Annotated in this window: 12 protein-coding genes, 1 tRNA gene and 1 pseudogene; all 14 read left to right on the forward strand. The window is 46.0% G+C overall.

From position 1 onward, the window contains the following. Positions 1-242, forward strand: a pseudogene (tuf, locus tag A3762_RS06885) (elongation factor Tu); the annotation flags it as partial. 43 nt (positions 243-285) lie between these two features. Continuing rightward, positions 286-361 (forward strand) — tRNA-Trp (locus tag A3762_RS06890). A 30-nt stretch (positions 362-391) separates the two neighbouring features. After that, positions 392-760, forward strand: coding sequence for a preprotein translocase subunit SecE (secE, locus tag A3762_RS06895; protein ID WP_068473030.1), 369 nt, complete (start codon positions 392-394; stop codon positions 758-760). Positions 761-774: 14 nt separating this feature from the next. Further along, positions 775-1,308: a transcription termination/antitermination protein NusG gene (gene nusG / locus A3762_RS06900; RefSeq protein ID WP_068754662.1), complete on the forward strand. Its 534-nt coding sequence runs from the start codon at positions 775-777 to the stop codon at positions 1,306-1,308. 109 nt (positions 1,309-1,417) lie between these two features. Beyond that, positions 1,418-1,852 (forward strand): 50S ribosomal protein L11, encoded by a 435-nt coding sequence (gene rplK, locus A3762_RS06905; RefSeq protein WP_068473037.1) that lies wholly within the window; start codon positions 1,418-1,420, stop codon positions 1,850-1,852. Continuing rightward, positions 1,852-2,550: a 50S ribosomal protein L1 gene (gene rplA, locus A3762_RS06910; protein ID WP_068754664.1), complete on the forward strand. Its 699-nt coding sequence runs from the start codon at positions 1,852-1,854 to the stop codon at positions 2,548-2,550. The genes rplK and rplA overlap by 1 nt, the downstream gene beginning before the upstream one ends. Before the next feature lie 215 nt (positions 2,551-2,765). After that, a complete protein-coding gene (gene rplJ / locus A3762_RS06915; protein ID WP_068473044.1) occupies positions 2,766-3,296 on the forward strand; it encodes a 50S ribosomal protein L10 in 531 nt (176 codons plus the stop codon). A 41-nt stretch (positions 3,297-3,337) separates the two neighbouring features. Then, a complete protein-coding gene (gene rplL / locus A3762_RS06920; RefSeq protein WP_068500995.1) occupies positions 3,338-3,715 on the forward strand; it encodes a 50S ribosomal protein L7/L12 in 378 nt (125 codons plus the stop codon). Between the two features lie 222 nt (positions 3,716-3,937). Continuing rightward, complete coding sequence (gene rpoB, locus A3762_RS06925; RefSeq protein ID WP_068754666.1) at positions 3,938-8,008, forward strand: DNA-directed RNA polymerase subunit beta; 4,071 nt, start codon at positions 3,938-3,940, stop codon at positions 8,006-8,008. Positions 8,009-8,089: 81 nt separating this feature from the next. Next, positions 8,090-12,310, forward strand: a complete 4,221-nt coding sequence (gene rpoC, locus A3762_RS06930; protein ID WP_068473055.1) for a DNA-directed RNA polymerase subunit beta' — start codon at positions 8,090-8,092, stop codon at positions 12,308-12,310. Positions 12,311-12,460: 150 nt separating this feature from the next. Beyond that, positions 12,461-12,835, forward strand: coding sequence for a 30S ribosomal protein S12 (gene rpsL / locus A3762_RS06935; RefSeq protein ID WP_068456027.1), 375 nt, complete (start codon positions 12,461-12,463; stop codon positions 12,833-12,835). Positions 12,836-12,926: 91 nt separating this feature from the next. Further along, entirely contained in the window at positions 12,927-13,397 is a 471-nt protein-coding gene (rpsG, locus tag A3762_RS06940) for a 30S ribosomal protein S7 (RefSeq protein ID WP_068473058.1), read from the forward strand. Between the two features lie 72 nt (positions 13,398-13,469). Beyond that, entirely contained in the window at positions 13,470-15,569 is a 2,100-nt protein-coding gene (fusA, locus tag A3762_RS06945; protein WP_068473061.1) for an elongation factor G, read from the forward strand. A 25-nt stretch (positions 15,570-15,594) separates the two neighbouring features. Beyond that, positions 15,595-15,827: GTP-binding protein (locus tag A3762_RS06950; RefSeq protein ID WP_231878755.1), on the forward strand; the 233-nt coding region annotated here is incomplete at its 3' end.

The raw sequence follows: 15,827 nt of genomic DNA on the forward strand, positions 1-15,827 counted from the left end.
ATGAAGGTGGTCGTCACACGCCATTCTTCAAAGGCTACCGTCCACAGTTCTACTTCCGTACTACGGACGTAACGGGTGCATGTGAGCTTCCAGAAGGCGTTGAAATGGTAATGCCTGGCGATAACGTACAGCTTTCTGCAGAATTGATCGCGCCAATCGCGATGGAAGAAGGTTTGCGTTTCGCAATTCGTGAAGGCGGTCGTACAGTAGGTGCGGGCGTTGTAGCGAAAATCATCGAGTAATACTCGATTATAAAAGAAGGTGGGTTGTCTGCCTTCTTTTGTTAGGCCAGTAGCTCAATTGGCAGAGCAGCGGTCTCCAAAACCGCAGGTTGGGGGTTCGATTCCCTCCTGGCCTGCCACTTTTTAGCCAGAAGTTAGTAAGTATCAATATGAATGCAAAGCTTGAAAAAGAGAACGCAGCGTTAGATTCGGTAAAGTGGATTGTTGCGCTAAGCATAGTGGCTGCCGGTGTTGTCGGAAACTATTATTTCTCAGCTGAGTCGTTGCTGTATCGCGTTATCGCGTTATTGGTTCTTGCTGTTGTTGCTGGTTGGGTGGCATTACAAACGACTAAAGGTAAGCAGTTTTCTGCGCTAGTGTCCGAAGCGAAGACTGAAATTCGCAAGGTTGTCTGGCCGACGCGCCCTGAGCTTATACAAACAACATTTATGGTAGTGGTTTTTGTGTTGGTTGTTGCTCTTGTTTTGTGGGGTGTAGACTCACTTATTGGTTGGGTCATTTCTTCGGTAATCGGATAGTAGGGAGATAATTGATGTCTAAGGCTTGGTATGTTGTGCATGCTTATTCTGGATACGAGAAGCATGTTATGCGCTCGTTGCAAGAGCAGGTGGCGCTGAAAGGCTTAGAAGAAAAGTTTGGTGATATTCTTGTTCCTACTGAAGAAGTGGTAGAAATGAGAGATGGCAAGAAGCGTAAAAGTGAGCGTAAATTCTATCCGGGTTATGTGCTTGTTCAAATGGATATGGATGATGAGGCGTGGCACTTGGTTAAGTCAACGCCACGTGTGATGGGTTTTATTGGTGGTACGGCTGAACGTCCAGTGCCAATTAGTGATCGCGAGGCTCAGGCTATCTTGCAAAAAATCGAGACAGGTGCGGAATCTCCTCGTCCGAAAACATTATTCGAAGCAGGCGAAGTTGTTCGAGTTATCGACGGTCCGTTTGCTGACTTCAATGGTGTCGTTGAAGAAGTGGATTATGAGAAGAGTCGTGTTAAAGTGGCTGTTCTTATTTTTGGGCGTTCAACGCCTGTTGATCTTGAGTTTAGTCAGGTCGAGAAAGACTAATCTAATTTAAGGTCATAAATATCCAAATGCTCATTTCGCGTAGGCGGGATGGGCTTTTCGTGTCTGTTCGGGGAGCTCGATAAGAGCGTTTGTACCCATAGGAGATAAAATGGCTAAGAAAATTGATGCTTATATCAAGTTGCAAATCGCAGCTGGTCAAGCAAACCCAAGTCCACCGGTTGGTCCTGCTCTAGGTCAGCACGGTGTGAACATCATGGAATTCTGTAAAGCGTTCAATGCTCAGACTGGTAGCATGGAGCCAGGTCTTCCAGTTCCAGTGGTTATTACCGTTTACAATGATAAGAGCTTCACTTTTATCATGAAAACTCCGCCAGCGGCTGTTCTTCTTAAGAAGGCTGCAGGTATCAAGAGTGGTAGTGGCCGTCCAAATACTGAAAAAGTTGGAACTGTTACTCGTGCGCAATTAGAAGAAATTGCAAAAACAAAAGAGCCAGATTTGACTGCTGCTGATATGGACGCTGCTGTTCGCATCATTGCAGGTACTGCTCGTAGCATGGGTTTGAACACGGAGGGTGTTAACTAATGGCAAAGCTAACTAAACGTCAAAAGTTAATCGCTGAGAAAGTAGAAGCTGGTAAAGCATATTCAGTTGAAGAAGCTGTTGCGGTATTAGCAGAGCTTTCATCTCAAGTTAAGTTCAACGAATCAATCGATGTATCAGTTAACCTTGGTGTTGATGCACGTAAATCTGACCAGGCTGTTCGTGGTTCGACTGTTCTTCCAAATGGTACAGGTAAGTCGGTTCGCGTTGCTGTGTTCACGCAAGGCGAGAATGCAGAAAAAGCAAAAGCTGCAGGCGCTGATGTGGTCGGTATGGATGATCTTGCTGAGCAAGTGAAAGCTGGCAACTTGGACTTCGACGTAGTTGTTGCATCTCCAGATGCGATGCGTGTTGTAGGTCAGTTGGGTCAGGTTCTTGGTCCTCGTGGCCTTATGCCAAACCCAAAAGTTGGCACAGTTACTCCTGATGTAGAGACTGCTGTTAAAAATGCAAAAGCTGGTCAGGTTCGTTACCGTACTGACAAGAACGGCATCATCCACGCTATCGTGGGTAATGTTGAGTTCTCTGCTGATGCAATCAAGCAAAATCTTGAAGCGCTATTGGCCGACCTTAAGAAGGCTAAGCCTGCAGCAGCTAAAGGTGTTTATTTGAAGAAAGTTACTCTTTCTTCAACAATGGGCCCAGGTCTATTGATCGATCAAGCTTCTGTATCTATCTAAGATTTGGAGGCGCGCTTAGGCGCAAAAATTTGGAGTCGGGGGTGTATGCCCCAGGCGGTCCAAGACCGCAGGTGTCACGTGAATGATCGAGTGGCTTAATTTCCTGCGCAGACGGTGTGACTCTCTTAAATGAGTGTCCTCACGCCGTAGAGGTTGCCCGAAAGGGTGTAAATGGCTGGCCGGCTTTTTGTCCGGCCTTGTTGAGGAGAATACCAATGGCAATTGGACTCGAAGACAAAAAAGCGATTGTCGCTGAAGTCAACGAGGTTGCTGGCGGTGCTTTATCCGCAGTACTTGCTGACTATCATGGCGTTGATTCAAACGACATGACTGGTTTGCGTGCTAAAGCTCGTGCAGAAGGCGTTTACTTACGAATCGTTCGTAACACGCTTGCTCGCAAAGCTGTAGAAGGTACTGAATTTGAATGTATGCAAGAAGCATTTGTTGGTCCAACAATTCTTGCGTTCTCTCTTGAAGATCCAGGTGCGGCAGCGCGCTTGTTGAAAGACTTCGCTAAAGAGAAAGAAGCATTCGAAATTAAAGCGCTAGCTGTTGGTGGTGAACTGTTAGGTGCAGATCAGATCGATCGTTTGGCGAAATTGCCAACGCGCGATCAAGCATTGGCCATGTTGGCTGGTGTTATTCAAGCACCGATTACAAAACTTGCTCGTACTTTCAACGAAGTTCCTTCGAAAGTTACACGTGCAGTTGCTGCAGTTCGCGATCAGAAGAAAGAAGCAGCCTAATTTTATTTTTGGTTATTAATTTTATTTAGGAGATGTGAGTCATGGCTCTATCTAAAGACGATATTTTAAATGCAATTGCTGAAATGAGCGTAATGGACGTTGTCGAGCTTGTTGAAGCAATGGAAGAGAAGTTTGGTGTTTCTGCAGCAGCAGCTGTAGCAGCAGCTCCAGCAGCAGCAGCAGAAGGCGGCGCAGCAGCAGCTGAGCAAACTGAATTCGACGTTATCCTAGCTGGTGCTGGCGATAAGAAAGTTAACGTAATCAAAGCTGTTCGCGGTCTTACAGGTCTTGGCCTTAAAGAAGCGAAAGCAATGGTTGACGGTGCTCCTTCAACTGTTAAAGAAGGCGTTAGCAAAGACGACGCTGAAGCAGCTAAGAAAGAGCTTGAGGAAGCTGGCGCATCTGTTGAAATCAAGTAACTATTCCTTGAATAGTGGCTTGAGCAACAATTGCTCACTAGTCCTCTGACGGAACTGGCCGGTGGTATTTTATACTCCCGGCCTTTTTCCGTTGTTAAAGAAAGCATTACTCCTATGTACTAGGAGACCTTCAGGGCGAAGCCCTGCACTAGCAAATGATGCCGACACGAAGTTTCATTGTTAGTTAGATTTCAGACCTTTTGTCATAACTGGGGAATACAGATGACCTACTCGTATACAGAGAAAAAGCGTATTCGTAAAGAATTCGGCACTTTGCCGACTGTAATGGATGTGCCATATCTTCTGTCTATTCAAATAGACTCTTATAGAAGCTTTCTACAGGAAGGCGTTGAGGCTGCAGGGCGCGATGATCTTGGCTTGCACGCAGCGTTTAAGTCTGTTTTTCCGATTGTTAGTTTTTCCGGCAACGCTGCGTTGGAATACGTAAGCTATCGTCTTGGCGAGCCGGCGTTTGACGTTAAAGAGTGTATTTTGCGTGGCGTGACTTACGCTGCTCCTCTGCGCGTTAAAGTTCGTTTAATCATTTATGACAAAGAGTCTTCAAATCGCGCGATTAAAGACATCAAAGAACAAGAAGTTTACATGGGCGAAATGCCTTTGATGACCGATAACGGTACATTCGTTGTAAACGGTACTGAGCGTGTAATTGTTTCTCAGTTACATCGTTCTCCAGGTGTGTTCTTCGATCACGATAAAGGTAAAACTCACTCATCAGGCAAGTTGCTTCATAGTGCTCGAGTGATTCCATATCGTGGTTCTTGGTTAGACTTCGAATTCGATCCAAATGACAACGTGTTCGTTCGTATTGACCGTCGTCGTAAGCTTCCAGCAACAATCTTGATGCGTGCTCTAGGTCTAAGCTCGCAAGAGATCTTGGATATGTTCTTCGACACTGGTCGTTTTGAATTGTCAGCAGACAGCTTCAAACTCGAACTTGTTCCTTCACGTTTGCGTGGCGAAATCGCAACGTTTGACATCAAAGATCCTGACGGTGAAGTGATTGTTGAAGAAGGGCGTCGAGTTAACGCCAAGCAAATTCGCAAGCTTGAGAAATTAGGCGGCGCGCTTGAAGTTCCTAAAGAATACCTATACGGCAAGGTATTAGCGAAAGACATCATCAATGAAGACACTGGTGAGCTAGTTGCTAGCTGTAATACAGAAATTACAGAAGAAGTCGTTGATGCATTAGTTGCGGCGGGTATCGAAAGCATTGAGACGCTCTACACTAACGAACTTGATTGTGGCTCGTTTATCTCTGATACCTTGCGTATTGACCCTACGAATACTCAATTAGAAGCCTTGGTAGAAATCTATCGTATGATGCGCCCAGGCGAACCACCGACTAAAGAGTCTGCTGAGAATTTATTCGGTAACCTGTTCTTTACATCTGAGCGCTATGATCTTTCGGCAGTTGGCCGTATGAAGTTCAATCGTCGTCTTGGAAGAGCTGAAGAGACGGGCGAAGGCGTTCTTGATAATCAAGATATTATCGATGTGTTGCGTACCTTGATCGACATTCGTAATGGTAAAGGCGAAGTTGATGATATCGATCACCTTGGCAACCGACGTATCCGTTCTGTTGGTGAAATGGCTGAAAACCAATTCCGCGTAGGTCTTGTGCGTGTTGAGCGAGCTGTACGTGAGCGCTTGAGTATGGCTGAGTCTGATGGCTTGATGCCACAAGATTTAATTAATGCAAAACCAGTTGCTGCAGCAGTCAAAGAGTTCTTTGGTTCTAGCCAGTTGTCTCAGTTCATGGACCAAAACAACCCTCTATCTGAGGTAACGCATAAGCGTCGTGTATCTGCGCTTGGCCCAGGTGGCTTGACGCGTGAGCGTGCAGGCTTCGAAGTACGTGACGTACACCCGACTCACTATGGTCGTGTTTGTCCAATCGAAACGCCTGAAGGTCCGAACATCGGTTTGATCAACTCGTTAGCAACTTATGCGCGTACTAACTCATATGGTTTCCTTGAGTCGCCTTATCGTAAAGTTGTTGATGGTCATGTTACCGACGAAATCGAATACTTATCTGCAATCGAAGAAAGTGGTTATGTTATCGCACAGGCAAGCGCTGTTGTTGATGATGGAAATAACCTTACAGAAGAATTGGTAACTGTTCGTCATAAGAACGAAACCACAGTAATGCCTCCAGAAAAAGTTAATTACATGGACGTGTCACCACGTCAGGTTGTATCTGTTGCGGCATCACTTATCCCATTTTTAGAGCACGACGATGCGAACCGTGCATTGATGGGCTCGAACATGCAGCGTCAGGCAGTTCCTACATTACGTTCTGATAAGCCTCTTGTTGGTACCGGTATCGAGCGCATCGTGGCGCAAGACTCAGGTGTTTGTGTCGTGGCTGATCGTGGCGGTGTTATTGAGAGCGTTGACGCTGGTCGTATCGTTGTTCGGGTTCATGATGACGAGGTAGACGCGGGCGACGCAGGCGTAGATATCTACAACCTAACTAAGTATGTACGTTCTAACCAAAATACTTGCATCAACCAAAAGCCACTTGTGCGTCAAGGTGACTCTGTTGCGCGTGGTGACGTGATGGCAGACGGCCCTTCAGTAGATATGGGTGAGCTGGCGCTAGGTCAGAATATGCGTATCGCATTCATGCCTTGGAACGGTTACAACTTCGAAGACTCGATTCTAGTATCTGAGCGAGTTGTGCAAGAAGATCGCTTCACAACTATCCACATTCAAGAGTTAACGTGTGTTGCGCGTGACACGAAGTTGGGTAGTGAAGAGATTTCTGCTGATATTCCAAATGTTGGTGAAAGTGCGTTATCTAAATTAGATGAATCAGGCATTGTTTATATCGGTGCTGAGGTTGGCCCGGGCGACATCCTTGTTGGTAAGGTGACGCCAAAAGGTGAAACGCAATTAACTCCTGAAGAGAAGTTGCTACGTGCGATCTTTGGTGAAAAAGCATCAGACGTAAAAGATACGTCATTGCGTGTATCCACCGGAACGCGCGGTACGGTTATCGATGTTCAGGTATTTACGCGTGATGGCGTTGAGAAAGATCAGCGTGCACTTGATATCGAAAACTCACAGCTTGATAAGTTCCGTAAGGATCTTAAAGATGAGTATCGTATCTTGTTGGGTGCAACGTATGAACGTCTCACTGCTGCATTAGATGGTCAGGCAATTGTGTCTGCTCCAGGTCTTAAGAAGGGCGATACGCTTTCTCAAGATTATTTGGCAGCCCTTGAAGCGTTAGATTGGTTTAAGATCCGTTTGGCTGATGACGATTTGAACGAACTTCTTGAGAAGGCGGAAGCATCTCTTGAAGAGCGTAAGAAAGAGCACGAAGAGCGTTTTGAAGTCAAGAAACGCAAGCTTCAAACGGGTGATGATTTGGCGCCTGGCGTACTCAAGATCGTTAAGGTTTATGTTGCGATTAAACGTCGCATCCAGCCTGGTGATAAAATGGCTGGCCGTCATGGTAACAAAGGTGTTATCTCGGTCATCATGCCTGTTGAAGATATGCCATACGATGAGTTTGGTAATCCTGTCGATATCGTTCTTAACCCGCTAGGTGTACCGTCGCGTATGAACGTTGGTCAGGTTTTGGAAACTCACTTAGGTGCAGCAGCCAAAGGTCTTGGTCAAAAGATCGATACTATGATCAAGCAGCAAAAAGAAGTCGCCGAAGTTCGAGGCTTGTTGGGTGAAATCTACAACGGTGTTGCAAGCAAGAAAGAAGAGCTAGACAGCTTCTCTGATAAAGAGATTCTAGAGTTGGCGAACAACCTTCGCGGTGGTGTTCCTATGGCAACTCCAGCATTCGATGGCGCGAAAGAGTCTGAAATCAAAGAGCTACTTCGTTTAGCTGATCTTGATGACAGCGGACAAACAGTTTTGTATGACGGACGTACTGGTGACGCATTTGATCGCCCTGTAACGGTCGGTTATATGTACATGCTGAAATTGAACCACCTGGTTGACGACAAGATGCACGCGCGTTCAACTGGTTCATACAGTCTTGTTACGCAGCAGCCATTGGGCGGTAAGGCTCAGTTTGGTGGTCAGCGATTCGGTGAGATGGAAGTATGGGCACTTGAAGCATATGGTGCTGCATATACCTTGCAGGAAATGCTTACCGTTAAGTCGGATGACGTGAACGGTCGTACTAAGATGTACAAAAACATTGTTGATGGCGATCATCGTATGGAGCCTGGCATGCCAGAGTCCTTCAACGTATTGGTCAAAGAAATTCGCTCATTGGGTATAGATATCGAGTTGGAATCTGAGTAGTCAGTCGATAACCCAATGATTAGCGTCGCGGGCTGATTCAAATATGAAGCCCGCAAACAATAACTCCTACCGGAGCAAGCGATGAAAGATTTATTAAATTTGTTGAAAAACCAAAACGACTCTCAAGAATTTGATTCGATTCGTATTGGTTTGTCGTCACCTGAAATGATTCGTTCGTGGTCATATGGTGAAGTTAAGAAGCCGGAAACCATCAACTACCGTACGTTCAAGCCTGAGCGTGATGGTCTATTCTGTGCGAAAATTTTTGGCCCAATCAAAGACTACGAATGTCTTTGTGGAAAATATAAGCGCCTTAAGCATCGTGGCGTTATCTGTGAGAAGTGTGGTGTAGAAGTCGCGTTGGCGAATGTGCGTCGTGATCGTATGGGTCACATCGAACTAGCTAGCCCAGTTGCACACATTTGGTTCTTGAAGTCTTTGCCATCACGTATCGGCATGCTTTTAGATATGACTCTTCGTGATATCGAACGCGTTCTCTACTTTGAATCGTTTATTGTTATTGATCCAGGCATGAGTACGCTTGAGCGTGGTCAGTTGCTTTCTGATGAGCAGTATTACGAAGCGCTAGAAGAATTCGGTGACGAGTTCGATGCTAAAATGGGTGCGGAAGCAATCCAAGCTCTTCTTAAAGATATTAATCTTGAGTCTGAAATTGATCGTTTGCGTGAAGAGATTCCAGCGACTAATTCAGAAACTAAGATCAAAAAACTATCTAAGCGTCTTAAGCTTATCGAATCTTTCTACGGTTCAGGCAACAAGCCCGAGTGGATGGTGTTAGATGTATTGCCAGTTCTTCCACCAGATTTGCGTCCATTAGTACCACTTGACGGTGGCCGCTTTGCAACATCTGATTTGAACGACTTGTATCGTCGAGTTATCAACCGTAACAACCGTTTGAAGCGTCTACTTGAGTTAAGTGCTCCAGATATCATTGTTCGTAACGAGAAGCGTATGCTTCAAGAATCTGTTGATGCACTGCTTGATAATGGTCGTCGTGGTCGCGCGATTACGGGTTCAAACAAGCGCCCATTGAAATCTCTTGCTGACATGATCAAAGGTAAGCAAGGTCGTTTCCGTCAAAACCTTCTTGGTAAGCGTGTAGATTATTCTGGTCGTTCGGTAATCGTTGTTGGTCCTAGCCTGCGACTTCATCAGTGTGGTCTTCCTAAGAAGATGGCACTTGAGCTATTCAAACCATTCATCTTCTCGAAGTTAGAAAGTCGTGGCCTTGCTACAACGATCAAAGCTGCTAAGAAAATGGTTGAGCGTGAAACGGCAGAAGTATGGGATATTCTTGCTGAAGTGATTCGCGAGCACCCTGTAATGCTAAACCGTGCGCCAACGCTTCACCGTCTTGGTATTCAAGCATTTGAGCCAGTTCTGATTGAAGGTAAAGCAATTCAGTTGCACCCACTCGTTTGTGCGGCATACAACGCCGACTTCGATGGTGACCAAATGGCGGTACACGTTCCATTGACCTTAGAAGCTCAGCTTGAAGCTCGTGCTCTAATGATGTCTACCAACAACATCTTGTCGCCAGCAAATGGAGAGCCGATTATCGTTCCATCACAGGACGTTGTTCTTGGTCTTTACTACATGACGCGTGATCGTGTGAACGCCCAAGGTGAAGGCATGGTATTCGCGGACATTAAAGAAGTTCAGCGTGCATACGGTGCTAAGCAAGTTCACTTGCAGGCGAAGATTAAAGTTCGTATCGAAGAAAGCACGTTCGATGACGATGGCCAGTTGATTACCGAGAGCAAATTGGTCGAAACGACTGTAGGCCGTGCTTTGTTGTTTGAAATTCTTCCGAAAGGTTTGCCTTTCTCATTGGTTAACCAGCCAATGGTTAAGAAGGCGATCTCTAAATTGATCAACTTTGCATATCGTAATTGTGGTCTTAAAGACACCGTTATCTTTGCTGACCAATTGATGTACCTAGGTTTCTCTCAGGCGACATACTCTGGCTCATCAATCGGTGTAAATGACTTTGTAATTCCTGATGAGAAAGAAGGGATTATTGATGCAGCGACCGCTGAAGTAAAAGAAATCGAGAATCAATTCGCATCGGGTCTTTTAACGCACGGTGAGAAGTACAACAAGGTTATCGATATTTGGTCGCGTGCTAACGATAAGGTAGCAAAAGCGATGATGGATACCTTAGGTAAAGATGATGTTGTTGACCGTGAAGGTAATACGGTTCAGCAAGATTCGTTTAACTCAGTATTTATGATGGCCGACTCCGGTGCTCGTGGTTCTGCAGCGCAGATTCGTCAGCTAGCAGGTATGCGTGGCTTGATGGCGAAACCAGATGGCTCGATCATCGAGACACCAATTACGGCTAATTTCCGTGAAGGTCTAAACGTACTTCAGTACTTTATCTCAACGCACGGTGCACGTAAGGGTCTTGCCGATACTGCACTGAAAACAGCGAACTCTGGTTACTTAACACGTCGTCTTGTAGATGTTGCTCAAGACCTTGTTGTTACTGAAGATGATTGTGGTACTGAAGAAGGTCTATTGATGACGCCAATGATCGAAGGTGGCGACGTTGTTGTGCCACTTGGTGATCGTGTTCTTGGTCGAATCACTGCGAAGGATGTTTTTGCTCCAGGTAATGACGAAGATGTAGTTATGCCGCGCGGCACTTTCTTGGACGAGAAGCAAATTGATCTTCTTGAATCTGCAGGTGTTGATGAGGTTTGGGTTCGCTCTGCAATTACATGTGATACTCGCCATGGTATTTGTGCGAAGTGTTACGGTCGCGATCTCGCTCGTGGTCACGTCGTTAACCGCGGTGAGGCGGTAGGTGTTATCGCTGCTCAATCGATTGGCGAGCCAGGTACGCAGTTAACGATGCGTACGTTCCACATCGGTGGTGCTGCATCGCGAGCTTCTGCAGTAGACAATATTCAGGTTAAACACGGCGGTTCTGTACGTCTTAATAACATGAAGAGTATTGAACGTACCGATGGCAACTTAGTTGTTACCTCACGTTCTTCTGCACTTTCTGTTGCGGATGAACATGGCCGTGAGCGTGAGTTCTATAAGCTTCCTTACGGTGCTGTGTTGACTGTGAAAGACGGCGATACCGTTGATGCTGGTCAAGTGGTAGCTAAGTGGGATCCGCACTCACACCCAATCATTACAGAGCAAGCAGGTAAAGCGCAGTTTGTTGGTATGGAAGAAGGTATTACCGTTCGTACCCAAACTGATGAGTTAACTGGCTTATCTAATATAGAGATTATTGATCCAAAAGATCGTCCGTCATCAGGTAAAGATGTTCGTCCGATGGTTCAATTGGTTGATGAGAAAGGAAATCCAGTATTCCTTGACGGGACTGAAACCCCATTCCAGGTGTTCTTGCCAGCGAATGCAAGTTTGACTTTGCGTGACGGTGATCAAGTAACACAAGGTGAGATCATTGCTCGTATTCCTCAGGAATCATCGAAGACGCGTGACATCACGGGTGGTCTACCGCGCGTAGCAGACTTGTTCGAAGCGCGTAAGCCAAAAGAATCGTCGATTCTTGCTGAGATTTCAGGTGTGGTTAGCTTTGGTAAAGAGACCAAGGGTAAGAAGCGTCTTGTTATAACACCTAAAGACGGATCTGATGCTTATGAAGCATTGATTCCAAAGCATCGTCAAATGAACGTGTTTGAAGGTGAAAGTGTAGAGAAGGGTGAGGTGATCTCTGATGGCCCATCAAATCCACACGACATTTTGCGTCTTCTAGGTGTTGTTGAGCTTGCTAAGTACATTACAAACGAAGTGCAAGACGTATACCGTCTGCAGGGCGTTGTGATTAACGATAAGCACATCGAAGTAATTGTTCGTCAGATGCTACGTAAAGTAGAAGTTACGCAATCAGGTGATACTGACTTGATCAAAGGTGATCAAGTTGAATACGTTCAATTCCTTGAAGAGAACGAAAAAGCTGATGCAAACGATAAGATGCCAGCACAATGTGAGCGTCAGTTGCTAGGTATTACTAAAGCGTCGCTTGCTACTGAGTCATTTATCTCAGCTGCATCGTTCCAGGAAACAACACGTGTACTTACTGAAGGTGCTGTGACTGGTAAACGTGACTTCTTACGAGGTCTTAAAGAGAACGTTGTTGTTGGTCGTCTTATCCCAGCTGGTACTGGTTTGGCATACCATGCTGAACGTAAGGCTAAGAAGACTAAAGGTTCTGGTTTAGAAGACGGCTTAGGTGTTTCTGCACAAGATGTTGTAGAGGCGCTAAGCGCAGAGCTAAACAAGGAAAATGACGCGCTATAAAGTGCGTCATAAATAGCGTTGTGGAATGTGGTTAAAAATAAACCAAATTTCTTGACACTATGCTGGGGCGTAATTAGACTTGCGCCCCTCGACTTGAGAGCACCCTATTTTAGGGTGGGAATTTGATAGATAAAATTGGAGTTTGCTTGCATGGCAACTATTAATCAGTTGGTGCGTAAGCCTAGAAAGCGTGTCGTCGCTAAAAGTGACGTTCCCGCGTTGCAGGCTTGTCCGCAGCGTCGTGGTGTTTGTACTCGTGTTTATACGACTACGCCTAAAAAGCCTAACTCGGCTTTGCGTAAAGTATGTCGTGTACGTTTAACAAACGGCTACGAAGTAACATCATACATTGGTGGTGAAGGCCACAACCTTCAGGAGCACAGTGTTGTTCTTATCCGTGGTGGTCGTGTTAAAGACCTTCCGGGTGTTCGTTATCACACTGTTCGCGGTAGTTTGGATACATCTGGCGTTGCAGATCGTCGTCAGGGTCGTTCGAAGTACGGTGCTAAGCGTCCTAAAGGATAATCTTAGTTTTAAACTTAATTTTAAGGGGTAAGAGTAAGGTCAGGTCTATCCTGAATTACCTGAAGACCTTAGACGTAATAGAGGGCTTATCATGCCAAGAAGAAGAGTTGTCGCGAAACGCGAGATCCTTCCAGATCCTAAGTTTGGAAGTCAGCTGCTAGCTAAGTTCATTAACCACGTAATGGTTCATGGTAAAAAAGCAGTGGCAGAAAAAATTGTATACGATGCGCTAGACACAGTAGCTAGCAAATCTAACCAAGACGCTATGGAGCTTTTCGATAAAGCACTAGAGTCTATTCAGCCAATGGTTGAGGTTAAGTCGCGTCGTGTTGGTGGTGCAACCTATCAAGTTCCAGTCGAAGTTCGTCCGGCTCGCCAAATGGCGTTGGCAATGCGTTGGTTAGTAGAGTACTCACGTAAGCGTGGTGAGAAGTCTATGGCTCTACGTCTTGCAGGTGAAATTCTTGATGCTGCGGAAGGTAAAGGTGCAGCGGTTAAGAAGCGTGAAGACGTACACCGTATGGCGGAAGCGAACAAAGCATTTTCGCACTACCGTTTCTAAAACAAATTTTCGTTTTAGTACAACAACAAGCCTGCTATATGCAGGCTTGTTGCGATTAACGAGGAAAGTTAAGTGGCACGTAAAACGCCTATAGACCGTTACAGAAATATCGGGATCGTTGCGCACGTTGATGCGGGTAAGACGACGACAACCGAGCGCATTCTATTCTATACAGGCCTATCTCATAAGATTGGTGAGGTGCACGATGGTGCAGCTACCATGGATTGGATGGAGCAGGAACAAGAGCGCGGCATTACCATTACTTCTGCGGCAACTACGTGTTTTTGGTCGGGTATGCGTCAGCAATTCGATCAGTTCAGAATTAATATCATTGATACGCCGGGGCACGTTGACTTTACCATTGAGGTAGAGCGTTCTTTGCGCGTATTGGATGGTGCTGTGGTTGTGTTGTGTGGCTCGTCTGGTGTGCAGCCGCAAACAGAGACCGTATGGCGTCAAGCCAACAAATACCAAGTTCCTCGCATGGTATTTGTAAATAAAATGGATCGTACCGGTGCTGACTATTTGTCGGTCGTGGATCAATTAAAAGATCGTCTTGGTGCTAACCCTGTCCCGCTTCAGTTAACGATTGGTGCTGAAGATGAGTTCAAGGGCGTCGTTGATCTCGTAAAAATGAAAGCCATCATTTGGAATGAGTCTGATCAAGGGATGACCTTTGATTACCAAGACATTCCAGCTGACATGCTTGATGATTGTGAGTTGTACCGCGAAGCTCTCGTTGAGGCCGCCGCTGAAGCGTCTGACGAATACATGGAGTTGTATTTAGAAGAGGGCGAGTTGTCTGAAGAGCAAGTCAAGGATGGTATTCGTCGACGCACCTTGGCAAATGAGATTGTGCCGGTCTTGGGCGGTTCTGCTTTTAAGAATAAAGGTGTTCAAGCCGTTCTTGACGCGGTTGTTGAATATTTGCCAGCACCGACTGAGGTTAAGGCAATCGAAGGTGAACTTGAGAATGGTGAAATAGAGCCGCGTAATGCGAGCGATGACGAGCCATTTGCTGCACTTGCATTCAAAATTGCGACCGATCCGTTCGTTGGAACATTGACATTTTTCCGTGTGTATTCTGGAAAGCTTGAGACGGGCGATGCTGTCTGGAACCCGGTCAAGGGTAAGAGAGAGCGTATTGGTCGTATGGTGCAAATGCATTCAAATGATCGTCAAGAGATTAAAGAAGTTCTTGCTGGGGATATTGCAGCCGCTATCGGTCTTAAAGATGTCACAACTGGCGAGACCTTGTGTGACCAGGATCCAAAGAACCGAATTACTTTGGAGCGTATGGATTTTCCAGAGCCCGTTATTTCGGTTGCTGTAGAGCCACGTTCTCAGCCAGATCAAGAGAAGATGGGTGTGGCGCTCGGTAAGTTGGCGCAAGAAGATCCGTCGTTCAGAGTTAAGACTGATGAGGAAACCGGTCAGACGATTATCTCCGGTATGGGTGAGCTACACCTTGATATTATCGTCGATCGAATGAAGCGTGAGTTCGGTGTTGAGGCAAACATTGGTAAGCCTCAGGTAGCGTACCGCGAAGCAATTAGAAATCACTGTGATATCGAAGGCAAGTTTGTACGACAGTCCGGTGGTCGAGGTCAGTACGGTCATGTTCGCGTTAAGTTTGAGCCGCGAACTGACGGTGAAGAAGGCCTGGAGTTTATTAATGAGGTTGTGGGAGGTGTTGTTCCGAAGGAATACATACCTGCAGTCGAGAAAGGTATTGAAGAGCAAATGCAAAATGGTGTCCTAGCTGGCTACCCTTTGCTTGGTCTTAAAGCAACGCTTTACGATGGGTCGTATCATGATGTCGACTCTAACGAAATGGCGTTCAAAATTGCCGGTGGCATGGCAACTAGAAAGTTGGCGGAAGAGGGTGGTGCAGTGCTGCTCGAGCCAATGATGAAAGTTGAAGTTGTGACGCCGGAAGAAAACATGGGTGACGTTGTTGGTGATCTTAACCGTCGTCGAGGGATTATTTCCGGAATGGAAGAGGGTCCTTCAGGTAAGGTTGTCAATGCCGAGGTGCCTTTGTCAGAAATGTTTGGTTATGCGACAGATCTACGGTCTGCGACGCAAGGCCGTGCAACATACGCGATGGAGTTTTTGAAATACGCAGAAGCGCCATCAAACATCGCAGAAGTTATTATTAACAAGTACTAACCTTTAAACGCTAAGGGGAATTACCGTGGCAAAAGAAAAGTTTGAAAGAAGTAAGCCGCACGTTAACGTTGGAACAATTGGCCACGTTGACCACGGCAAAACAACACTAACAGCAGCACTTACTCGTGTATGTGCAGAAGTATTCGGTGGTGAGAAGGTAGACTTCGCTAACATCGATAACGCTCCAGAAGAACGTGAGCGTGGTATTACAATCGCAACGTCACACGTAGAGTACGATTCAAACGATCGTCACTACGC

This window comes from Oleiphilus sp. HI0125, assembly GCF_001635355.1.

Coding starts and splice junctions, on each gene's coding strand:
- secE (WP_068473030.1), top strand. CDS start 392: ATGAATGCAAAGCTTGAAAAAGAGAACGCAGCGTTAGATTCGGTAAAG.
- nusG (WP_068754662.1), top strand. CDS start 775: ATGTCTAAGGCTTGGTATGTTGTGCATGCTTATTCTGGATACGAGAAG.
- rplK (WP_068473037.1), top strand. CDS start 1,418: ATGGCTAAGAAAATTGATGCTTATATCAAGTTGCAAATCGCAGCTGGT.
- rplA (WP_068754664.1), top strand. CDS start 1,852: ATGGCAAAGCTAACTAAACGTCAAAAGTTAATCGCTGAGAAAGTAGAA.
- rplJ (WP_068473044.1), top strand. CDS start 2,766: ATGGCAATTGGACTCGAAGACAAAAAAGCGATTGTCGCTGAAGTCAAC.
- rplL (WP_068500995.1), top strand. CDS start 3,338: ATGGCTCTATCTAAAGACGATATTTTAAATGCAATTGCTGAAATGAGC.
- rpoB (WP_068754666.1), top strand. CDS start 3,938: ATGACCTACTCGTATACAGAGAAAAAGCGTATTCGTAAAGAATTCGGC.
- rpoC (WP_068473055.1), top strand. CDS start 8,090: ATGAAAGATTTATTAAATTTGTTGAAAAACCAAAACGACTCTCAAGAA.
- rpsL (WP_068456027.1), top strand. CDS start 12,461: ATGGCAACTATTAATCAGTTGGTGCGTAAGCCTAGAAAGCGTGTCGTC.
- rpsG (WP_068473058.1), top strand. CDS start 12,927: ATGCCAAGAAGAAGAGTTGTCGCGAAACGCGAGATCCTTCCAGATCCT.